At 70.2% G+C, this 21,144-nt stretch carries 16 protein-coding genes and 3 pseudogenes; 9 read left to right on the top strand and 10 right to left on the bottom strand.

The window, feature by feature from the left end:
• Positions 1–32 precede the first annotated feature (32 nt).
• A pseudogene (locus tag ACQEV8_RS01825) lies at positions 33–221 on the bottom strand (amino acid ABC transporter permease); the annotation flags it as partial.
• 182 nt (positions 222–403) lie between these two features.
• On the opposite strand from ACQEV8_RS01825, the pseudogene ACQEV8_RS01820 reads away from it, so the two are divergent.
• Positions 404–1,503: pseudogene (locus tag ACQEV8_RS01820) on the top strand (winged helix DNA-binding domain-containing protein).
• 76 nt (positions 1,504–1,579) lie between these two features.
• Entirely contained in the window at positions 1,580–2,161 is a 582-nt protein-coding gene (locus tag ACQEV8_RS01815) for an Rv1733c family protein (RefSeq protein WP_432956736.1), read from the top strand.
• Between the two features lie 66 nt (positions 2,162–2,227).
• Here the strand turns inward: ACQEV8_RS01815 and ACQEV8_RS01810 are convergent, their stop codons facing one another.
• The 6 genes from ACQEV8_RS01810 to ACQEV8_RS01785 form a co-directional block, all read right to left on the bottom strand.
• A complete protein-coding gene (locus ACQEV8_RS01810; RefSeq protein WP_432956734.1) occupies positions 2,228–3,463 on the bottom strand; it encodes a cation:proton antiporter in 1,236 nt (411 codons plus the stop codon).
• A 6-nt stretch (positions 3,464–3,469) separates the two neighbouring features.
• Positions 3,470–3,955, bottom strand: coding sequence for a cation:proton antiporter regulatory subunit (locus tag ACQEV8_RS01805; protein WP_432956731.1), 486 nt, complete (start codon positions 3,953–3,955; stop codon positions 3,470–3,472).
• 131 nt (positions 3,956–4,086) lie between these two features.
• Positions 4,087–4,542 (bottom strand): hypothetical protein, encoded by a 456-nt coding sequence (locus tag ACQEV8_RS01800; RefSeq protein ID WP_432956729.1) that lies wholly within the window; start codon positions 4,540–4,542, stop codon positions 4,087–4,089.
• Between the two features lie 148 nt (positions 4,543–4,690).
• On the bottom strand, positions 4,691–6,364 hold the full coding sequence (locus ACQEV8_RS01795) for a purine-cytosine permease family protein (RefSeq protein ID WP_432956727.1): 1,674 nt from the start codon (positions 6,362–6,364) through the stop codon (positions 4,691–4,693).
• A 124-nt stretch (positions 6,365–6,488) separates the two neighbouring features.
• Entirely contained in the window at positions 6,489–7,751 is a 1,263-nt protein-coding gene (locus ACQEV8_RS01790) for a glycosyltransferase family 39 protein (RefSeq protein ID WP_432956726.1), read from the bottom strand.
• Entirely contained in the window at positions 7,748–9,070 is a 1,323-nt protein-coding gene (locus ACQEV8_RS01785) for a glycosyltransferase (RefSeq protein ID WP_432956724.1), read from the bottom strand. Before ACQEV8_RS01785 ends, ACQEV8_RS01790 begins: the two co-directional genes overlap by 4 nt.
• Positions 9,071–9,362: 292 nt before the next feature.
• On the opposite strand from ACQEV8_RS01785, the gene ACQEV8_RS01780 reads away from it, so the two are divergent.
• The gene (locus ACQEV8_RS01780) at positions 9,363–9,668 is read left to right on the top strand and encodes a hypothetical protein (protein WP_432956723.1); all 306 of its coding nucleotides are present in this window, start codon (positions 9,363–9,365) and stop codon (positions 9,666–9,668) included.
• A 70-nt stretch (positions 9,669–9,738) separates the two neighbouring features.
• On the opposite strand, the gene ACQEV8_RS01775 is transcribed toward ACQEV8_RS01780, so the two are convergent.
• Positions 9,739–10,248 (bottom strand): SigE family RNA polymerase sigma factor, encoded by a 510-nt coding sequence (locus tag ACQEV8_RS01775; protein ID WP_432972320.1) that lies wholly within the window; start codon positions 10,246–10,248, stop codon positions 9,739–9,741.
• Positions 10,249–10,434: 186 nt separating this feature from the next.
• A pseudogene (locus ACQEV8_RS01770) lies at positions 10,435–10,794 on the bottom strand (DUF6479 family protein); the annotation flags it as partial.
• A gap of 102 nt (positions 10,795–10,896) precedes the next feature.
• Between ACQEV8_RS01770 and ACQEV8_RS01765 the strand changes: the two are divergent.
• The 6 genes from ACQEV8_RS01765 (at position 10,897) to ACQEV8_RS01740 (ending at position 17,323) form a co-directional block, all read left to right on the top strand.
• Positions 10,897–11,271: a ferredoxin gene (locus tag ACQEV8_RS01765; protein WP_432956721.1), complete on the top strand. Its 375-nt coding sequence runs from the start codon at positions 10,897–10,899 to the stop codon at positions 11,269–11,271.
• A 113-nt stretch (positions 11,272–11,384) separates the two neighbouring features.
• Positions 11,385–12,563 (top strand): acyl-CoA dehydrogenase family protein, encoded by a 1,179-nt coding sequence (locus ACQEV8_RS01760; protein ID WP_432956719.1) that lies wholly within the window; start codon positions 11,385–11,387, stop codon positions 12,561–12,563.
• A 110-nt stretch (positions 12,564–12,673) separates the two neighbouring features.
• Entirely contained in the window at positions 12,674–12,943 is a 270-nt protein-coding gene (locus tag ACQEV8_RS01755) for a hypothetical protein (RefSeq protein WP_432956717.1), read from the top strand.
• Between the two features lie 448 nt (positions 12,944–13,391).
• On the top strand, positions 13,392–14,339 hold the full coding sequence (locus tag ACQEV8_RS01750; protein WP_432956715.1) for a hypothetical protein: 948 nt from the start codon (positions 13,392–13,394) through the stop codon (positions 14,337–14,339).
• 172 nt (positions 14,340–14,511) lie between these two features.
• Entirely contained in the window at positions 14,512–15,648 is a 1,137-nt protein-coding gene (istB, locus tag ACQEV8_RS01745) for an IS21-like element helper ATPase IstB (protein ID WP_432956712.1), read from the top strand.
• Between the two features lie 889 nt (positions 15,649–16,537).
• Complete coding sequence (locus ACQEV8_RS01740; protein ID WP_432956711.1) at positions 16,538–17,323, top strand: hypothetical protein; 786 nt, start codon at positions 16,538–16,540, stop codon at positions 17,321–17,323.
• 88 nt (positions 17,324–17,411) lie between these two features.
• Here ACQEV8_RS01740 and ACQEV8_RS01735 read toward each other — a convergent pair whose 3' ends face one another.
• A complete protein-coding gene (locus ACQEV8_RS01735; protein WP_432956708.1) occupies positions 17,412–20,450 on the bottom strand; it encodes an aminotransferase class III-fold pyridoxal phosphate-dependent enzyme in 3,039 nt (1,012 codons plus the stop codon).
• Positions 20,451–21,144 lie beyond the last annotated feature (694 nt).

The following is a 21,144-nucleotide window of genomic DNA, read 5'->3' as shown; positions in this document are numbered from 1 at the left end:
CCCGAGGCGCCGTCAATGCTTTCCTAGTAATTCTATAGGAAACATAGGGAACGAGGGGAGCGGCGGTATCCGGCCAGCCGGGCCCTCAGCCTCTGCGCGGGCGTGGACGGCAGGGCCCGCGCCGCACCCCGCGCGTAGTGGCGCTCGACGTAGAACTTCCCCACGCTGAGCACGGTGGTGACGGCGATGTACCAGAGCGTGGCGACCATCAGCAGCGGGATGCCATGGCCGACCTCGAAGCCGAGCCGGCCCTGCTGCGGTCCGGGTCCTGACGGCGCGACACCTCGGCACGACACCGGATGCGGTCACGACCTGGCCGCATCCCGTGCGACGGTGACCCGGCAAGCGGCCCGGACCACTCGAACCACGGGTCGGCACACGACTCGAAGGCCGAGGTGCTCCTTTGACCGTTCTCGACGCCCGCGCGCTCAACCGCGCCACCCTCGCGCGGCAGTTGCTCCTCGACCGCGCGGATCTGCCGGTGCTCGACGCCGTCACTCATCTGTGCGGTCTCCAGGCACAGGAGCCGCAGGAGCCCTTCATCGGGCTCTGGTCCCGGTTGCGGGCCTTCGAGCCGACGGCGCTGTCGGACCTGCTGACCGGGCGGCGCGTGGCGCGCACCCACCTCATGCGCCGCACCGTCCACCTCGTCACCGCCGACGACCTGGTGGCCTGGCGGGCGCGCCACGACGCCATGCTGCGCCAGCGGGTGCTCGGCACCTACCGTCGCGAACTGGAAGGCGTGGACCTCGGCGAACTCGGGGCGGCCGGGCGGTCCGTCATGGCCGACGGCGAACCTCGCACGATGGGCGAACTCGCGCGCGCTGTCCTCGACCGCTGGCCGGCGGCGGGGCCCCGGCCCCTCGGCGAAATGCTGATCGCCGGACTGCTCCCGACGGTGCAGCTCCCGCCGCGCGGGCTGTGGCGCACCACCGGGGAGCGCGCTACGAGCTGGTCTCCGCCTGGCTGGGGCGCGAGATCGACCCACCGCACCCCGACGGCTCCGACCCCGTGGGGCAGGCACTGGTACGGCGTTATCTGGCCGCGTTCGGCCCCGCCGCCTCGGCCGACCTGCGCGCCTGGTGCGGCCTGGCCGGACTCCCCGCCGCCGTCTCCGCCGTGCGCGAGGAGCTGGTCTCCTTCCGTGACGAGCGCGGCCGGGAACTGCTGGACCTCCCCGACGCGCCGCGCCCCGACCCCGGCACCCCCGCCCCGGTGCGGTTCCTGCCGGCCTTCGACAACGCCATACTCGGCTACCACGACCGCGGCCGGATCATCGACAAGGCCCACCGCGGCCTGTCGGTCGCGGGCGCCCGTGTCGTCCTGGTCGACGGCCGGGTCGCCGCGACCTGGAGCGTCGAGGCGGACACCGTCCTGGTCACCCCGCTGGGCCGCCTCACCCGGGCCGAGCGCACCGCCGTCGACGAGGAGGGCCGGGCGATGGCGTCCTTCCTCTCCGGCGGCGACAGCCACCGGGTACGGATCGAGGCGTCCCCCGGCTGAGCGCCGCGCCGACAGGGGCACCGATCAGGCGCACACTGGAAGGGTGCTGCCGGTGCTCACGAGGGGGTGTCGGCCGATGGAAGCGTCAGAGCGTACGACCATGCGGTGGTGGCGGTGGCGACGCAACGCGCTCAAGCGGCGCGTGGACGTCGTCGAAGCCTGGGTCGTGCTCGCCGGCTGGGTGTTCGCCCTGCTGGGCGGGCTGGCCGGGGGGCTGATGGCGGCGGGCGCGGTGGAGCAGGCCGTGGAACGGCAGCGGGCCGGGAGCCACCAGGTCTCGGCGGTCGTCGTCAAGGACGCGCCGGGTCCGTCACCGGCCCGCGCGGCGAGCGACCACCGGGTGTGGGGCGAGGTGCGGTGGACCGCGCCGGACGGTTCGGCCCACAAGGACGAGGCACGGGTGCCGCCGCGGGCTCCCGCCGGGAGCACGGTCTCCGTGTGGGTGAACAACAGCGGTGACATCACGACCCCACCGGTGTCCGAAGGCGAGGCCTGGCTCCACACCACCATGGGCGGTGCCCTGGCCGGAGCCTTGGCCGGCGGGGCGGTGCTGGGAGCGTCCTGGCTGATCCGGCTGTCCCTGGACCGGCGGCGCATGGCGCAGTGGGACGCGGAATGGGCGCGGATCGACGCACGGCGGGGATGGAAGACCGGCTGACCGGGAGCCACCGCCGACGGGGGCGTGGGGCTCGGAGTGCCACAGCTGTACTACTGCCGAGGCGCGTCAGGCACGGCCGACCGGGTCCTGGCCCTCGATGCTCTCGTGGGCACCAAGAGCGACGGGCGCGGCCTTCCTCCGTCGTGCCCGTCCCGTCAGGAGCGTCGCCACGGGCTCGGTCCAGCGGGCGGTCAGCGGGCCGACGAGGACCAGGATGAGGACGTACGCCGTCGCCAGGGGGCCCAGGGAAGGCTCGATGCCGGCCGTGACGGCGAGCCCCGCGATGACGATGGAGAACTCGCCGCGGGCCACGAGCGTGCCGCCGGCCCGCCAGCGGCCCTTGGGCCCGATCCCGGCCCGGCGCGCGGCCCAGTAGCCGGTGGCGATCTTCGTGGCGGTGGTGACGGCCGCCAGCGCGAGGGCGGGCAGCAGGACGGGCGGGATGCTGGCGGGGTCGGTGTGCAGGCCGAAGAAGACGAAGAACACCGCGGCGAACAGGTCCCGCAGCGGCGCGAGCAGGCTCGTCGCACCCTCGGCGACCTCGCCCGACAGCGCGATGCCGACCAGGAAGGCGCCCACGGCCGCGGACACCTGGAGCTGCTGGGCGAGCCCGGCGACCACGAGGGTGACGCCGAGCACCACCAGCAGCAGTTTCTCGGGATCGTCGCTGGAGACGAAGCGGGAGACATGGCGGCCGTAGCGCACCGCCAGGACGAGGACGACGGTGGCCACGCCCAGGGCGATGGCCAGTGTGACGGCGCCCGCGGCCAGGCCCACCCCGGCCAGCAGCGCAGTGACGATGGGCAGGTAGACCGCCATGGAGAGGTCCTCGAGGACCAGGATGCTCAGGATGGCCGGGGTCTCCCGGTTGCCGAGCCGTCCCAGATCACCCAGCACCTTGGCGATGACGCCGGAGGAGGACACCCACGTGACGCCGGCCAGCACCACGGCGGCGACCGGGCCCCAGCCGAGCAGCAGGGCCAGTGCCGCCCCGGGCAGGGCGTTGAGGACGGCGTCGACGACCCCGGCTTGATAGTGGGTTCTGAGGTTGGAGACCAGGTCGGCGGCCGTGTACTCCAGGCCCAGCATGAGCAGCAGCAGGATGACGCCGATCTCGGCGCCGATCGCGACGAAGTCCTCGCTGGCGCCCAGCGGAAGCAGCCCGCCCTTGCCGAACGCGAGCCCGGCCAGCAGATAGAGGGGGATCGGCGAGAAGCGGAAACGCCCGGCGAACCGGCCGAGCAGCCCGAGCCCGAGGATGAGGCAGCCGAACTCGATCAGGAAGACCGCGGAGGAGTGCATGGCGGGTCACTCCCGCCCGAGTATCTCGGCGGCCGCCTCCACGCCCTCGCGGGTCCCGATGACGATGAGGGTGTCCCCGCCGGCGAGCCGGAAGTCCGGCGCGGGGGAGGGGATCGCCTCGGCCCGGCGCAGCACCGCCACGACGGACGCGCCGGTGTCGGTGCGGATCCGGGACTCGCCCAGCACCCGGCCGTTCCAGTGCGAGGAGCCGGACAGTTCGATGCGCTCGGCGACGAGCCCCAGGTCGGTGGTGGACAGCAGGTTCGGCGTGTGGTGCGCGGGCATCAGCGCGTCGATGAGTGTGGCCGCCTCCTCCGTCGTCAGGCGCACCGAGAGGTCGCAGGCGTCCGGGTCGTCCCTGCGATAGGCGCTGATCGTCCGGTGGCCGTCCCGGTGGGCGACCACAGACAGACGGCGGCTCTCCCGTGTCGTCAGGTCGTAGCGGACCCCGATGCCCGGCAACGGCGTACTGCTGAGGCGTGGCGCGCTCATCCCTGTCCCCCTTCGGTCGGCGTGCGCGTTGCGGTGACTCGCCTGCGGGGGCCGCGCCCGGACGAGCGACCGGATCCGGCCTGTGGGCTCATCCTAGGCGGCGGGGCGGAAGGGCACTCGTCCCGCGTGTGCTACCTGGACGGCTCCGGGAAGGGGGAACCGGAGGGGAAAGGGGTGGCCGAGGGCAGCCTCGCGGTCGCTCCCTCCACCTGCCGCACGGTGCCCGTTCCCGGCTGGTGGCCCGTGCCCGCGCCGGTGGAGAGCTGGGACCAGGCCCCGAGGGCCACGGCCACGGCGGCGGCGGTGGCGACGACGCGTCCCACACGCCGGGCCTTGGCACGGCGGTTCAGATCCCGCCAGGCCACACGGACCCAGAGCTCCTCCGGCTGCCACAGGTCGCCGACGGTGTGCGGGGGTTGGAACTGCCGCCCCGCCGCGCGCTCCCTCGCGGAGGGCTCCCTGGGGGCGGAGGCCCGTATGGCGTCCTCGGTGTCCGAGAGGAACCTCCGCCACACGTCCTCCGCGAGCGAGAAAACGCCGTCCGGCTCGTCGGGCGTTCCCTGTCTGCCCGGTCCTTCGGTGGTCATGTCCGTCATCCCCTCTCCGACCCTTGGCCTGATCACTGCACAGCGCAAGATCAGTATGCCGCCCGGTGGCGCGGAAGGCCTCGTCGGAGAGGGAGAAAAAACGACGGGCGGGCCGAATTCCGTCTCGGCGCCCCCGGCGCGGGGGCACTCACGCCACGGCGGGCGCCTCCGGCAGGACATGGTCGCCGACCTTGTCGGTGCTCAGGCAGAGCGAGCAGACCACGGCGTCGTGCGTCCGGCACGCGGCCACATCAGGCCGCTCGAACTGCTGCCGGCACACATGGCACTCGTACGTGACGGCGCTGGGGTTGCCGTCCTCGTCCAGGAGCGGCTCGGGGATGCCGTCGTCCGTGCGGCGCAGGTAGTACTTGCCCTTGGTGACGACGGCCATCAGCGGCGTGAGGACGAAGGCGATGACGGCCGCGGCGACGGGGGAGTACGGCTGAAGCGTGTCGCCCAGCGCGTGGAAGTACAGGGCGATGGACAGCCCGGACGCGGCGACGAAGGACACGACACCGACCGGGTTGACGGCGTAGAGCATGCCGCGGCGGAACTCGGGGGCGTGCGGGGACAGTTTCAGCACGTACTTGTTGATGCCGATGTCGGTGGCCACGGTGACCACCCAGGCGATCGCGCAGTTCGAGTAGAAGCCCAGGATGCTGTTGAGGAAGCTGAACATGTCGGCCTCCATCAGGGCCAGCGCGAAGCCCAGGTTGACCAGGACGAAGACCATCCGGCCCGGGTAGCGCTTGGTGACCCGGGTGAAGGAGTTGGTCCAGGCGAGTGAGCCGGAGTACGCGTTCGTCACGTTGATCTTGATCTGGCTGATCACGACGAGGGCCACGGCCAGCGGGAGGACGATCCAGGACGGCATCATCGCGTCGAAGGCGTGCTTGAACTGCTGGATCGGTTCGGGGGCCGCGGTGGGACCGACCTCGGCGATGATGTAGACCGCGAGGAACACACCGATGGCCTGCTTCAGCGCGCCGAGCACCACCCAGCCCGGGCCGGCCATCACCACGGCCGTCCACCAGCTCCGCTTGTTCTCCTCGGTCTTGGGCGGCATGAAGCGCAGATAGTCGATCTGCTCGCCGATCTGCGCGATCAGCGACAGGCACACGCCCGCGCCCAGCAGCACGGAGGCGGTGTTGACGCCGCCCTCCCCGTCGGTGCCCGCGTAGGCGAGGAAGCGGTCGACGGTCCCCGGGTCGGTGGCGACCAGATAGACCAGCGGGCCGACCATCAGCAGCAGCCAGATCGGGGTGGTCCACACCTGGAGCTTGCTCAGCGCCGTCATGCCGTAGATCACCAGCGGGATCACCATCAGCGTGGAGACCAGATAGCCCAGCCACAGCGGCAGCCCGAGGCCCAGCTTCAGGCCCTGGGCCATGATCGAACCTTCGAGGGCGAAGAAGATGAAGGTGAAGCTGGCGAAGATGACGCTGGTGAGGACCGAACCGAAGTAACCGAAGCCGGAGCCGCGCGTGATCAGGTCCAGGTCGATGTTGTAGCGGGCCCCGTAATAGGCGAGCGGGAAGCCGGTCACGAAGATGACGACGGCGGCGACGCCGATGGCGAGAAGCGCGTTGCCGGTGCCGTGGGCCAGGCCGATGCCGGCGCCGATGGAGAAGTCGGCCATGTAGGCGATGCCGCCGAGCGCGGTCGTCGCCACCACCATCGGAGTCCAGCGCCGGTAGCTGCGCGGCGCGAAGCGGAGGGTGTAGTCCTCCAGGGTCTCCTTGACGGCCTGGTCGGAACCCGGCGCCGCCTGCTGCGCCGGTTCCGGATCGGTGACTTCTGCCAGTCGTGGCTCGGTACTCATGCCACGCCTCCTCGCTGCGGGTTGGGGACGACAGGCAGGCACGGTAGGCAGCGGGCGTTACCCCTAAATACTTCCTGCGTGAAGGGAATGTTTCGGGGCCATCTCACGCGTCGGCGGTGGCGCTCTAGGGCACTCCGAGTTCGAAGAGCACATACCCCGCGTACGACCCGGAGGCCAGCGCCGCGGTGCCGAGGACCGTGACCAGGGACGGCCACCCGAGCCGGCTCATCGCGAGGGCGAGGGGGACGAACAGCGGGAAGAGGGGCAGCAGGTAGCGCGAGACGTTGCCGAAGATCTGCTGGGTGGTCATCACCATGAGGTACGACAGCACCGTGTACACGACGAGCACGGCCGGCGGGCGCAGACGCAGCAGCACCACCGTCAGCGCCGGCACCGCCAGCACGACGCAGACGCCGATGACATCCTCGAAGGCCCTGGCGAAGAGATAGTCGAAGTGCCCGACAGGGAGGGACGTCAGCACCTTGAACGTGTGGGCCCCCCAGTCGAACTTGTGGGCCCACGCGCCGTCCTGGAGCTTGGAGTAGCCGTTGATGTCGCCCATGCGGTAGTTGACCCAGGCGAGATAGCCGAACAGTCCCAGCGGTGCGATCGCCACGGCGGCCAGCGGACGCAGCACACCGTCCGAGCGCCGGCGCAGGGACAGCAGCGCGGCGACGGCGAGGGCGGCGACCAGCGCGGCGGCGGTCGGACGGCAGAGCCCGGCCGCACAAGTCAGCAGACCAGCTGTCAGCCAGCGGCGGGACATGACGGCGTGGCAGGCCCACACGGCGAGAGCCGTGTAAAGGGATTCCGAGTAGCCCGACCACTCCGTACCCGAGCCGGGCCAGACCGCCCACAGCCCTGCCGCGACCAGACCTGCCCGGTGGCCGCCCAGCCGCCGCGCCACCGCGTAAATGCCGAGCGCCGCGACGAACGAGGCGAGCACGGACACCGTCATGCCGGCGCCGAACAGTCCGAGCCCGGTGCACTCCGAGACCAGACGCATCAGCGCCGGGTACAGCGGGAAGAACGCCGCCGAGTTGCCCTCGAGGGTGATCAGCCCTGTCGCGCCCGGGACCGGTTCCAGGGCGGGGTCGTATCCGTGCTCGGCTATCTGCTGGTACCACCAGCCGTCCCAGCTGGCCAGGACGTCCCAGGCGTGCTCGCCGCCGCCGAAGCGGGGGTTCTTCTTCCGGAAGTCGCCCGCGGAATCCAGCAGGTACATGAAGACGGCGAAGCCGGCCAGCTTCAGCACGCCGTACGTCAGCAGCACGGGCCCGTAGCGCACGGCAGCCCAGTGCAGCCGTCGGCGGAAGTGCCGGGATCTTCGGGGGACTTCAGGAACCTCGTGGCCGGACGGCGGTCGGCTCAGCTCGACGGTGCTCATGAGGATCCTGTCGTACGGCGGGTGGACGGGGCTGGGGCGTCGTCGTGCGACGCGTCGTGGCGGTCGTCGTCGCGGGCGGGAAACACCCAGGCCCGGAAGAGGAGGAAACGCAGCAGTGTCGCGGCCAGGTTGGCGGCGACGAGGGCCATGAGCTCCACCGCGTGGCCGGCCCCGGGCGCGGTGTGGTGCAGGGCGGCCAGGGAACCGCTGGTCAGGGCCAGCCCCACCAGGAACGCCGCCAGGCCCTTGAGATGGTGGCGCAGCGCACCGCCGCGTCCCCGTACCCCGAAGGTGAGTCGCCGGTTGGCCGCGGTGTTGGCGATAGCGCTGGCGAGCAGGGCGAGCGCGTTGGCGGCCTGCGCCCCCGTCGCCGGTCTGAGCCCGAGGTAGAGCAGCAGGTAGCACAGGGTGCTGGCGACACCGACGGCGGCGAAGCGCACCGCCTGCCGGGCCAGGCCCGTCGGCAGCTCCCCGGCGAGGTCGCCGTCGCTGCGGCGCAGCGCGCTCAGCGGCAGCCGCCCGCAGGCCAGGGCCCGGCCCAGCCTCGCCATGCCCCGCAGATCGGCGAGCGCCGTGGAGACGATGCGCACCCGGCTGTCGGGGTCGTCCACCCAGTCCACCGGCACCTCGTGGATCCGCAGCCCCGCGCGCTCGGCGATCACCAGCAACTCGGTGTCGAAGAACCACCCCTGGTCCTCCACCAGCGGCAGCAGCCGCTCGGCGACGTCCCGCCGCACCGCCTTGAACCCGCACTGTGCGTCGGAGAACCCCACGGCGAGCGTGGAGCGCAGCAGCCCGTTGTAGCAACGGGATATGAGCTCTCGCTTCGGCCCGCGCACCACCCGCGAACCACGCGCCAGGCGGGTCCCGATGGCGATGTCCGAGTGCCCCGAGATCAGCGGCGCGACCAGCGGTAGCAGCGCCGCGAGGTCGGTGGACAGATCCACGTCCAGATAGGCCAGCACCGGCGCACGCGACCTCGACCAGGCCATGTGCAGCGCACGGCCCCGCCCCTTCTCGGCCAGCCGGATCCAGTCCGTGCCGGGAAGTTCGGCGGCCAGCCGTGCGGCGATCCGCGGGGTCCCGTCGGTACTGGCGTTGTCGGCGATGGTGATCCGGAACGCATAGGGGAACGTCTCGCCGAGGTGCGCGTGCAGGCGCCGGACACACGGCTCGAGATCGTTCTCCTCGTTGTACACGGGCACGACCACGTCGAGGACGGGGTCCGGGTGGTCCGCGGACAGGGGCGCCCGGCGCGGCAACGCGGCGAACTCTGAGGTCGGGCGGTCGATCAGGGCCGGCCGCCGTGCGGTTCTCATGGCTGCTTACCGGTCTCTTTCTGGCGCGCGGCATACGCGAGCGCCGGTACAGGGCATGCCGAAGGCGCCCGTGTCGGTGGTGCGGTGACGGAAGTGCGGGGCGATGACGCCCTGGCGGGAACGGCCTCTCAGACGGCTACTCGGAACTGAACGATGCGGAGGGCTCCTGTGTCGTCTCCAAGGCGGACGGCGGGGCCGTCGTCCGGGTCGGTGGAGGGGGCGATGGGGAGAGTGCCGTGGTGGTGCTGCTCTCGGAGGGCGTGGCGGTCGGCGGGGGCCGGCCGGGGCGCTCGTGGTCCCGGCCGGTGTGCCGCTGCCGGTCGAGGTCGCGGGCACCGACGTCGCCGACCCGGTCGGAGTCGGGCTCGGAACCGGGGTGCCGGTCGTGGGCCCGTTGTCGAGTGTGGGCGTCGGGCTGGTCGCGGGCCGCGGCCGGGGATCCGCGGGCTGGGCCTTGGTGAGCATGCCGGGCAGCAGGGCGAGCCCGACACTGAGCCCGGCCACCGCCACGGCGGAGCTGCCCGCCTTCCACAGCATTCGCGACCGGCGGCGGGACCGGATGCCCTGGTGCAGCCGCTGCCGCTGCGCGGGCTCATAGGGAGTGTGCTGCTGGGTGTCGCGCATCAGCCGCGACAGGTCCCGCTCGAAGTCGTCCATCGTTTCTCCCTTCACCTCACGGGCCTGACGGCGTCGGACAGGATCTGGCGGAGCCGTGCCACTCCGCGTGACGCGTGGGACCGCGCGGTGCCCACGGGGCAGCCCAGCGCCTGGGCGACCTGGGCCTCGGGCAGGTCCTCGTAGTAGCGCAGCACCACCGCCGCCCGCTGTTTCGGCGACAGCAGCGCCAGCGCGGCCTCCAGCCGCGAGCGTTCCGCCACGGTGGACGACACATCGCCCGGGTCGGCCCGGTCCGGCAGTTCGTCCACCGGGCGCTCACCCCACCAGCGCCGTCGCGCGGAGCGCGCCGCCATCCGCACCAGCACCGTGCGGACATACGCCTCCGGGGCCTGCTCCGCGACCTTCGGCCAGGCGAACCACAGCTTGACCAGGGCCTCCTGCACCAGGTCCTCGGCCCGTTGCCGGTCGCCCCCCGTGAGCAGCCGCGCGACATGGAGCAGCGACGACCAACGGGCGGCCACGAACTCGTCGAAGCCGTCCGCCCCCCGAACCTGCTCCATCCTCACCGTCCCGCGTCTCAGTGGCCTCTTACACCTGTGAAAAGACGCTGGACCCCGCCCCACGCTGCACTCAGATCCTGTGATCCACCTCACTCCGGGCGGGCCCGGGCATGGAAAAGGGCCCGTGCACAGGCACGAGCCCTTCCGATGTGCGCCCGGGGTGGCGCTTGTACGCCCGGGATCACCCCCGCCCGGGCCGCCGCTGCCGAACGAACCGCTGCTGCCCTCGTTCCAGCGGGGGCGCTCCTGCGACGCGCTCGTCCGGTCGCTCACGTTGCCGTGGCCCTTCAGCCGGTGCGGCGTCAGGCGGTCCTGGCTCCGCGGCACCTCCTCGGGCTCCCGGCGCTCACTGACCTCGCGGACCGGGCCGCCCTCGGGCAGTCGCGGCTGCTCCTCGGGGCGCGGCGTGGGCAGCTCCCTGCGCTTGATGCGAACGCCGAGGACGAAGGCCCCCAGCAGCAGGGCCACGACAGCCACACCCGCCACGACCAGCCCGATGCCGAGGGCGTCACGGCCCGCGGCCATCTCCATCCATGCGGTATTCATGGCGCGCGGGTACCCCTGGTCCTCACCGTGAACCTGCCCGCATCGGTCGCCCCCCTTGGGACGCCGGGTTTGACGGGCACCGACAGGGGCTACCCGCGCGGTGTGACTTCGACGACATCCCAGCAGGAGCTGTTCCGGTTCCTGGAGGACCGCTTCGCATGCGCGCAGGCGTGTACAGAGTGCGCGCGGGCGTGCGCGCTGCGCGCGAGCCTTGTGGATCCCGACGGCACCGAGAACCAGGAGCTCGTACGACGCAAGGGCATCATGTGCGCGGAGGTCTGCGACGCGACCTGCCGTGTGCTGTCCGAGCAGAACCAGGTGGACGAGAGCACCATCCGCGCCCAGGTGGAGTGGTGCCGGACCGTGTGCCTGGAGGCCGCCCACGCCTTCGACCGGCAGCCGGGAGCGGAGGACTCGGCGGCGGCGTGCCGCGCGTGCGCGAGGGCGTGCACGGACTTCCTGGCCACGCTGAACTGAGCCCACGCTGAACCGGGCCGACCGACACCGAGGTGACATCGCCATTCCCAATTTCTGAAACACGTTCTACGGTGTGCGCCGACAGGACCGGTCTTGGGGAGCCTGGAGGCGCCGTGCACCTCGAATACACGCCCGAGCAGCAGCGGCTGCGCGCCGAACTTCGCGCCTACTTCGCCGAACTGGTCCCCGACCACGCTCAAGCCCGGCACGGCGACCCCGCCGCCCAGAAGCGGTTCTACCGCGAGACGATCCGGCGGCTCGGCACGGACGGCTGGCTCGGCGTGGGCTGGCCCGAGGAGTACGGCGGGCGCGGCCTGACCGCCATGGAGCAGTTCATCTTCTTCGACGAGGCCGCCCAGGCCGGCGTCCCGCTGCCTCTGATGGCTCTGAACACCGTCGGCCCGACGATCATGCGGTACGGCACCGACGAGCAGAAGGCGTACTTTCTGCCGAAGATCCTCTCCGGCGAGATCGACTTCGCCATCGGCTACAGCGAGCCCGGCGCGGGCACCGACCTCGCGTCCCTGCGGACCCGTGCGGTGCGGGAGGGCGACCACTACGTCGTCGACGGCCAGAAGATCTGGACCACCAACGGCGACACCGCCGACTGGGTGTGGCTGGCCGTGCGCACCGACCCCGACGCCCCGCCGCACAAGGGCATCACCATGCTGCTGATGCCGACCACAGCCCCGGGCTACTCCTGCACCCTGATCAACACCCTCGCCTCGCACGACACCACGGCCAGCTACTACGAGAACGTCCGGGTCCCCGTCTCCCGCCGGGTCGGTGCTGAGAACCAGGGCTGGCGGCTGATCACCAACCAGCTCAACCACGAGCGCGTGACCCTGGCCGCCCACGGCACCATGGCGATCCGCGCCCTGCACGACGTGCAGCGCTGGTCGACGGAGACGAAGCTGGCCGACGGCCGCCGGGTCGCGGACCTGCCCTGGGTGCGGCGCCTCCTGGCCCGCACCCACGCCCGGCTGGACGCCCTCAAGCTGCTCAACTGGCAGATGGTCAACTCCGTCCAGGAGGGCACCCTCACCCCGCAGGACGCCTCCGCCGTCAAGGTCTACGGCTCCGAGGCCCGGCGCGACGCCTACGCCTGGCTCATGGAGATCGTCGCGGCGCCGGGAGCCTTGAAGGAGGGCTCGGCAGGCGCTGTCCTGCACGGCGAACTGGAACGCGGCTACCGCTCGGCAGTCATCTTCACCTTCGGCGGCGGCAATAACGAGATCCAGCGGGAGATCATCTCGTGGATCGGGCTGGGGATGCCGCGGGTGCGCCGCTGAGCGAATGTGTGACGAGGCGTTCTAGTTGGCACAAAAGCGACATAATTAGCACTGAGCTCAATTTTCGGCGGGCCGTGTAGATCCCTCGGTGATGCCGCTGACTGGGCTTTGTGTCGGGGCCAGGCTGCGATGTTTGTGTCGAGTGCTCCCGGTCGTCCCGCGTCTACCCCCGCACCCGCACCGGCGAGGCGATCTGCCGCAGCTGCTGGCGGCTGCCCGAGGGCGACCCGGTCGCCCTAATCACCACGGCCGTCACCTCCGTCACCCCGGACGCCGACCCCGCAGCCGTCCTCCGGGGCGTCGAGTCCATCGCCCCGGTCGGCAACCTTTACCTGATGTTCCGCCTCCTCTGGGAGATCGAGGACACCCTGGCCTGCTGACCGGCGAGGCGCCAAGGCATCCGCACGGGCCGCCAGGCTGATCACCGCGCTCACCGACGTCGGGGTGTCCGTCACCGCGCCGGCCTGCAGCGGCTGCGGCGAGGTCCGGCCGCTTGAGTACGTATTCGACGGTCTGCGGTGCTGCCTACTGTGTTACCGCAAAGTGCACTCCACGGCCTGTGGATACTGCGGACATGACAGAGCCGTCGCGTCCCGTCGCCCCGACGGCTCCGCTGTGTTCGTCCTGCATACGCTACGAGACCGACCGGGTGATCACCTGTGTCCTCCGCCACCGGTGTTTGTAAGCACTTCATTGGGCTCCAGCGCACGGACCAGAAGTGGCTCCACGGCGTAAGAAGTTGATCTGGCTCCACTCGGCGTGGCTGTGCTCTTGCTTCGGAACCGTGAGTGACTTGTCATGAAAAATTGAAAATGCCATGGTCTGCGCATGACACCTGCCTTCAGCGGCTCCTCCCCCTACTGCTACTCCAACTCACTGGCGATGGTCCTAGGCGCCGACTCGCCTGCGCCCTCAGCGATTGAGGTATTGACGGGATCTCCGTTCGGCGCGCAGTTGGTCGAGGGCGGTCTGCCCCACTTCGATCCGCTCGGATGGGATCCCGACCTCGGGCTGGACCAAGCCATCGATCTGCTCGGCTGGACGTGTCAGCGGACCAGCGGCGGCGACGTGACGGAGGCCATCGACCGCCTGCGACAAGCCAGCAAGTCGGGACCAGTGCTGGTCGGCCCTGTCGATATCGGACTGCTCCTGCACCAGCCTTGGTCCGCCGGTGAGGCCAACGGCAGTGACCACTGGGTTGTCGTACTCGACGTGGACGACGAGAAGATCCTCTTCCACGATCCCGACGGCTTCCCTTTCGCCACGCTGCCCATCGGTGCCTTTGCTGCCGCGTGGAACAGCCAGCTGGTGGAGTGCGCGGGCCCCTTCACCATGCGCAGCGACTTCCGGCGCGTGCGTCAGGCCGATGTCCTCGCGGCACTGCGGTCCTCGCTGCCGACAGCGCAGCGATGGCTCGCTGGTGGCCGACAAGACGTACGCCGAGCCGGGCCCGGCGACGGCGGCCTGGGGGCAGGCGCTGCAGTGGAACGGCTCGCCGCTCACATGCTGGCCGGGCTGGATGATCGGACTCACCGTCATCTGGCGGGCTTCGCCGTCCGGGTCGGCACCCGACGGCTTTCCGACGCGTCGCTGTGGCTCGCCGAAGTCGGTGCTCTCGACGCCGCCGAAATCGCCGGCCTCCAGGCCCGGCTGCTCGGCAGCGTGCAATACGGCCTCGTCGCGGGTGAAACGCAAACAGCCGCCGCCACGCTCCGGCAACTGGCAGCCACCTACGACGACCTACGTGCCGCAGTTGCAGCGGCCTGCGGGACATAGCGCGTGCTCAGCTGCCGAGTGCACATAGCCGCCCGGCGAGTGGTCTCCCACGACGTGCCCTCTTTGGAGTGAATGCGCTGGTCCGTCCGCCCGGCGGCGGCAGGGTTTGTGCGTCGATCACGGTCATGTCGGAGGCCGTGTTGCTTGATCACGGTCATGTCGGGAGGCCGGGATGGGTTTGTCGCGGGCGGAGCTGTTCGCTGCGATCCGGAGGGACAAGCGTCTTGATCCGGAACTGTCGCAGCGGGCTCTGGCGGAGAAGTACGGGGTGCACCGCCGGACGGTGCGGCAGGCGTTGCTGTCTGCGGTTCCGCCGCCGCGGAAGAAACCGGCCCCCAGGGCCACGGTCCTGGACCCGGCCAAGCCGTGGATCGACGAGATGCTGCGGGAGGACGCGAATGCGCCGCGCAAGCAGAAGCACACCGCGCGCCGGATCCATCAGCGTCTCGCCCAGGAGTACGACTTCGACCTGGTGTCCTACTCCACGGTCTGCGACTACGTGCTGGCCAGGCGCCCGCAGATTGAGGCCGAGGTGCTGGAGGGTCGCCGGCACCTGACGGGCATGGTCCCGCAGGTCCATCTGCCCGGCGAGGAAGCCGAGGTGGACTTCGCTGATGTCTGGGTCCGATTGGAAATGGCCGCCGACGCCATGCGGCAGCGCTCCAGCTACAAGGACTTCCTCGCCGACCTGCTGGAAGCTGAGTGCGCCGAACGCGAGGAACGGCGCAAGCAGCGGCTGGTCAGGGACGCCAACTTCCCCCGGCCCAAGCGGCTGGAGGACTTCGACTTCGCCGAGAATCCCAACGTCACCCCCGAGCTCGTCGGCACTCTCTCTGATCCGGCCTGGGTCAAGGCCGGACAGCCGCTCTGCCTGATCGGGGACTCCGGCACCGGCAAGTCCCACCTGCTGATTGGGATCGGCACGGCCATGGCCGAGGCCGGTCTCAAGGTCCGCTACACGACCACGGTCAACCTGGTCAACGAGCTCGCGGAAGCCGCCGACGAGAAGAAGCTGACCCGCCTCATCGCCCGCTACGGCCGCGTTGACCTGCTCTGTCTTGACGAGTTCGGCTATCTCGACCTGGACAAGGCCGGTGCCAAGCTGCTGTTCCAGATCTTCACCGAGCGGGAGGAGCGGCGGGCCATCGCGATCGCCTCGAACGCTCCGTTCTCGGAGTGGAAGCAGACCTTCACCGATGCCCGTCTCTGCACGGCGATCGTGGACCGGGTCACCTTCAACGCTCACATCGTCGAGACGGGCACGCAGTCCTACCGGTTCGCGCAAACTCAGCGGAAACGCCGCCGCTGACCCGCACCGACAACTGCGGCCGGCCTCCCCTTCGGGAGGCCGGCCGCAGCCATTTCGGGCCCGGCCGCCAAGTCCCAGTGCCGGCCGCACCATCGCCCGTTCTCGTCCAGCCGCCGCAGACACTGGGCGGTCCGCGACCTGAGTCGAGCCGGGTCGGCAACCCTCACACGCACCTGTCGGGGATGCGCTGGCGGAGGTCCACCGAGGCTTCAAAACTACCGTCAACACCCCCCACCCGGGCCAGCGGAACCACCCGATCGAAGTGGGGCCAAATCACCTTGCTACAAGGGCGTGAATCACACCACCGCACACCCCCTCCAGCCCACCAGTGGAGCCAAAACAGCTCGGTGTCGTGGTGCCCAAAGAAGTGCTTACAGACAGCCACCGGGTTCGCCCCGTCGGGCGACGCACCAAAACGGGCCTCTCTGTCTCGCATGCTGCCGACCGACGGTGCGGATCTGTTCGTTCTGCGGCAGGGGCCCTCGCCGCTGTTACCGGGCCGCAACCGGCATGCCCCGCTGCGGCACCTGCTCACGCACTCGCCGCACGTGTGTGGGCTGCGGCAAGAACAAGTACGCCCTCGCCCGGACCGAAGCCGGCCACCTCTGCGGGGACTGCTGGCGAAAGGACCCTGCCTCCTACAATCCCTGCCGGCTCTGCGGGACGGTCGAGTATCTGACAGCTACGGACGCTGCCACGGCTGCGTCCGTGACCAGCAGGTCCGCGATGTGCTCTGCTGCGACGGCGCGATACGTCCCGATCTGCAGCCGGTCCACGATGTTCTGGTCGCCGACGGAGCGAAGGCCGGACTGAAGCGGCTGGAGCAACCCAGCTTCCGCATGATCCTCGACGCGCTCGTGGACGAAGCTGCCCGCTCACCCATGAGGGCTTGGACACGCTGCTGCCGAACAAGTCCGTGGCCCTTCTCCGGGCCGCGCTCGTCACCGCCGCAGTGCCCCCCCCACGCGACGAACAGGTCGCAGCCCTGGAACGGTGGATTGCCTCGGCAACCGAAGCAATCACGGACGACAATGGGCGCAAGCTCGTCCGGCGCTTCGCGACCTGGCACCACCTGCGACGTCTCCGGAACGAATCCGCCAAGCGACCTCTCAGCCCAACCCAGGCCGCAACCGCCCGGGCCGGCATCCGCGCCGCCGTCGCCCTGCTGGCCTGGCTCCACGAGCAGGGCACCGCCCTCGGGCAGTGCACCCAGGTCCACCTGGACGAGTGGATCGACAGCGGCAACACGACCCGTTACAACGCCCGCGGATTCATCGAGTGGTGCCGCAAGAACCGGCACATCAGCAAGGGCCTGGCAATCCCGGCGTTTGAGAAGCTGAGCCGTGTCCGGCCGACGGACGAAGTCGAGCGCTGGGCCATCACCTGCCGCCTCATGCACGGCGGGGACCTCGCCATCGAGGACCCGTTCGCCGGGACGGGAGCCGTTGACAAGGATCAGGGGACCTCCGCCGTCGTGGGGCCGAGGTCGGCGGACAGGGCCCCGCGGGTTTTCTGGCCGGGCTCGGCCCTCAGCGGGCCGATGGCCAGGGTCATGTGTGTCCTCTTTCCAGCTCAGGCCGCGGTGCGGTCGTTTGTGGTGATGAGGTCGATCGGCTGGGAGGTGCGGCCCTCCAGGGCGAGGTCCACGATGCCGCCCATGGCGGCGAGAGCTTGAAGCCCTGGCCGGAGAAGCCGGCCCGCGGGGCGCTCCTCGCGTTTCGCGGGCCACTCTCGTTCACTGCCTCAGTAGACGGTTGCCCGTCTCAGGCCTGAACGGCTGAGCGCAGTTCGGGCAGGGTCAGGACCTCGTCCAGCGCGTCGACGTAGAGATCCACGTGCTCGCGGCGGAAGGTCATGGGCGGTTTGATCTTCAGTACGTTGTCGTGCACGCCATTGGGGAAGACGATGACGCCTCGTTCCTTCATGAGCTCGGTGACCATGAATGCCTGCTCAGTGGCCGGCATCTTGGTGGTGCGATTACGGACCAGTTCGACGCCGAGGTAGAGCCCTTCTGCCCGCACGTCACCGATGAGCGGTTGGCGCTGCTGGAGCTCGCGCAGCGACTGGGCAAAGTACCCGCCCACGCTCACGGCGTTCTCCCTCAGCCCATCCTGCTCGACGATGTCGAGCACGGCCTCGCCGATCGCGCAGGAGACCGGGTTGCCGCCGAAGGTGTTGAAGTACTTCATGCCCGTGTCGAACGCGTCGGCGATCTCCCGAGTCGTGACCACCGCCGCGAGGGGATGCCCGTTCCCGAGCGGCTTGCCCATCGTGACGATGTCCGGGACCACCCCCTGGAGCTCGAACCCCCACCAAGGCCCGAGTCGTCCGACGCCGACCTGGACCTCGTCGGAGATGCACAGGGCTCCCGCCCGCCTGGCAGCGGTGAACACGCCATCGAGGTAGCCGTCGGGGAACACGATGTTCCCACCCGATCCCATCAGGGACTCGGCGATGAAGGCAGCTGGGGGTCGGCCGTCGGCCGTGATCCGCTCGATGACAGCCGCGGCGTCGCGCGCGTACTTGACTCCGGCGTCCGTGTCGTCGTACCCGTAGGTGCTGCGGTAGCGGTCCGGGATGACGACTTCGTGGGTGGTCGCGGGTGCACCGGCGCCGCCGGGGCCCTTGTAACGGTTCGGGCTGATCCCGGTCACCACACCGGTGTTTCCGTGATACGCGCCGTCGATGTTGACGATGTGCTGACGACCTGTCACCTGGCGGGCGATCCGTAGCGCCAGGTCGTTTGCCTCGCTGCCGGTGCACACGAGGAAGACGACTTCGAGCGGGTCGGGCAGGGTGGCTACCAGCTTCTGTACGTAACTGGCGATCTGCGGGTAGACGAAACGGCTGTTGGTGTTGAGCTTGCGCATCTGTCGGGTGGCGGCGGCCGTCACGCGTGGCTCGGCATGGCCGACGTGGGTGACGTTGTTCAGCGAGTCCAGATAGGCCAGGCCGTTTTCGTCGTGGAACCACACGTCCCGCCCACGCACAAGGTTCATCGGATTGCGGTAGTAGTTGCGCTGGGAGCGAGCGATGTGGCGACGGCGCACTGAGACGACGTCGTCGATGGTGGGGACCGCGGCGGGGGACTCGGTGAGCCCGAAGAGCCGGGCGGGGTCGGGTGACAGGTGGCTCCATACCTGCCGTGCGGAGGGCGGAACGGCACGAGGCGGCGGCCACGTGGCCATCCGTGCGGTGCGGTGGACCTGTACCTGGACGCGGGGCCCGAGCGGGTCCGCCTCGTCGCTTGCGCAGGCGCGTCCCAACGGCGCCCCGGCCGGAACTGTCGCCGCAACGGGCGGCGAGTCGTCGAGTCCCCACCAGCAGGTCCAGAACTCCTGCCCGTCGACCGCATGTCGCAGCACCAACGGCATACCGGGGCCACCGCGGGCCTCGACGACGCCGGACAGCGGGCTGGCAACCTCCTCGGCGTCGGCCACGATCAGCAAGCCGCCGACTTGAACCGTCGCCGGCTCGTCGGCTCCTGGGCGGCGCCGGCCCCTCAGGAGCAGCGATGCGCTGAGGTGGGGCACGTAGCCCCGCCGCCGTCGTCCGTCGAGGATGTCGTCGATGCTCGCGCGCACCGCCCTCGCGTCGTGCCAGTCGACTTCGTCGTAGAGATCACTTGCCGGTCGCAGGTCGAGCAGCTGCGCGGCCGGTGCGTGCGGGGCACCGTCTCGGGCCGCCTCCACCAAGGCCTCTCCCAAGATCTCTTCCAAACCCCGCTGCTCCCGCGTCCGGGGAAGTCCACACGCGACCCGGAACGTCGCCTCGGCGATGTCGGGGCAGGTCTCGGCCGCCTGCGCGATCGCGGGCCAGGTGTGTTGCATGCGGGTCCGCCCGTATGGCGTGTCGCTCTCGGCGACCCGGCGCGTCCACGTCACGGCGTTCATGCACAGCCGGGCGGCCGCCAACGGATAGACAGCTGCCAGTTCCTCAGCCGTGAGGGGGAGCACCGAGTGGAAGCCGGCCACGACTTCGGCCGCCGCAGCGAGCGGGTCGGCCTTGCGGACCATGGCGTAGCCCGCCGCAATCGCCACCTCTGCCGCGCGCACACTGTAGAGCGAGTCGCCCAGGTCGACGATGCCTGAGATCCGCAGCACCCCGTCCTCGTCGGCGTCGGCCAGAACGTTGGCGTCATTGAGATCCTGGTGTACGACGCTCCGAGGCAGTCGGTCCAATGCTGGCAGGAGCTCGTCGTACCAGCCCATGATCGTGCGCACCGACTCCCGCCGGTCCGCGTCCTGTACAGCGTGCAGCGACGCCTCGACGATCTCAGCGGCCCGGCGCATGTCCCAGTCGTGCGGTTCCAGGCCCACCGGTGGCTCCATGCTGGAGAGTCCGAGGCTCAGCCGCCCGGCGGCTTCTCCCAGCTGACGCAGAAGCGCCGCGGGGTGGTCGTCGAGTTCCGCCAGGGCCCGGCCCTCGATCCAGCTCATCACGCGGACCACGTGCGTTCGGCCCTCGTGGACGACGTCAGCGAGGCACTTCCCCTCGCGTGTCGGGACCAGTCGTGGCACCGGAAGGCCGGGAACGGTGGCGGCCAAATGCTGGAGGAGCGAGTTCTGCCAGAGGACGTCGGCCGAGTCCGGCTCCGCGCGGGTGACCCGCACGAAGTAGCGCATGCCGTTATCGCCGGTGGCCCGGACGTTCTGGTCTATCTCCCCTCCCAGTGGGTGCTGGACGTATCCCTCGAGTCCGAAGGACTGCCGCAGCACGTGATCGAGGAGCGAGCCGGGCAGTTGGCCGGTGTGACCGGGGATGGACGTTCCGTCCTGGCCGGTGGTGGTCGCTGAGGTCATCGGTGCGTTCTCTCTCTCGTTGTCAGGTCGCTCATCACTCACCGTGTGGGCCTGTGTCACGACGCTCAGGTCGAGGCCGGTCCCCTGCCGCCACCCGTGTCGGACCTTTGCCCGACGCTGTCAGTCAGCTCCCGGACGGTCCGATCGATGCGGTTCCTGGGAGGAGGGGGACAGGGCTGCCGCGGCTGTGTCTCGATCGCTTCACGGGCTGCGCAGATCTCGACCACGTCGACGACCGACAGGTCCAGGGCGAACTCCCCGTTGGTGCTTCCCCTCGATGCCCCACTCCGACGGCTGCAGGGGCCCGGGCCAGGACGCGCTCCAACGCCTGGTCGGCGAGCAGGTCCGAGGTGGGCCGTCCGTCAAAGGCGGAGCGCTCGTCGAGACCGGTCATCAGCTCACGCGGCGGCGGTCATGACGTCCCAGGTGACGTTCTGCTCCTCGACCCTCGCCTTGAGCTCGGCGTAGTCTCTGGGGGAGTCCTGGGTGATCTCGATCTGGATCTCGCTCTGCTTGGCGAACCGGTTGGTTCGGGCGCCTTGGTCATCGCATCCTGGTGGGCCCCGTAGCGGACGGTTGAGACCGCCCGAGGGACGCGGCCCCCAAGCAGCGCCTACTCAAGGTGACGGACTAGGGATCAGGTACTCAAGAGAGCGCCATAGCTGCTCCAAGTGCGTGGTCATGTCACGAGCCC

It is taken from the genome of Streptomyces sp. CA-179760, from assembly GCF_050937045.1.
GTDB lineage: Bacteria > Actinomycetota > Actinomycetes > Streptomycetales > Streptomycetaceae > Streptomyces.
The sequence above is the reverse complement of the archived record's forward strand: the minus strand, read 5'-3'. Positions and strand labels throughout refer to the sequence as shown.

Coding starts and splice junctions, on each gene's coding strand:
- ACQEV8_RS01815 (WP_432956736.1), top strand. CDS start 1,580: ATGGAAGCGTCAGAGCGTACGACCATGCGGTGGTGGCGGTGGCGACGC.
- ACQEV8_RS01810 (WP_432956734.1), bottom strand. CDS start 3,463: ATGCACTCCTCCGCGGTCTTCCTGATCGAGTTCGGCTGCCTCATCCTC.
- ACQEV8_RS01805 (WP_432956731.1), bottom strand. CDS start 3,955: ATGAGCGCGCCACGCCTCAGCAGTACGCCGTTGCCGGGCATCGGGGTC.
- ACQEV8_RS01800 (WP_432956729.1), bottom strand. CDS start 4,542: ATGACCACCGAAGGACCGGGCAGACAGGGAACGCCCGACGAGCCGGAC.
- ACQEV8_RS01795 (WP_432956727.1), bottom strand. CDS start 6,364: ATGAGTACCGAGCCACGACTGGCAGAAGTCACCGATCCGGAACCGGCG.
- ACQEV8_RS01790 (WP_432956726.1), bottom strand. CDS start 7,751: ATGAGCACCGTCGAGCTGAGCCGACCGCCGTCCGGCCACGAGGTTCCT.
- ACQEV8_RS01785 (WP_432956724.1), bottom strand. CDS start 9,070: ATGAGAACCGCACGGCGGCCGGCCCTGATCGACCGCCCGACCTCAGAG.
- ACQEV8_RS01775 (WP_432972320.1), bottom strand. CDS start 10,248: ATGGAGCAGGTTCGGGGGGCGGACGGCTTCGACGAGTTCGTGGCCGCC.
- ACQEV8_RS01750 (WP_432956715.1), top strand. CDS start 13,392: ATGACACCTGCCTTCAGCGGCTCCTCCCCCTACTGCTACTCCAACTCA.
- istB (WP_432956712.1), top strand. CDS start 14,512: ATGGGTTTGTCGCGGGCGGAGCTGTTCGCTGCGATCCGGAGGGACAAG.
- ACQEV8_RS01735 (WP_432956708.1), bottom strand. CDS start 20,450: ATGACCTCAGCGACCACCACCGGCCAGGACGGAACGTCCATCCCCGGT.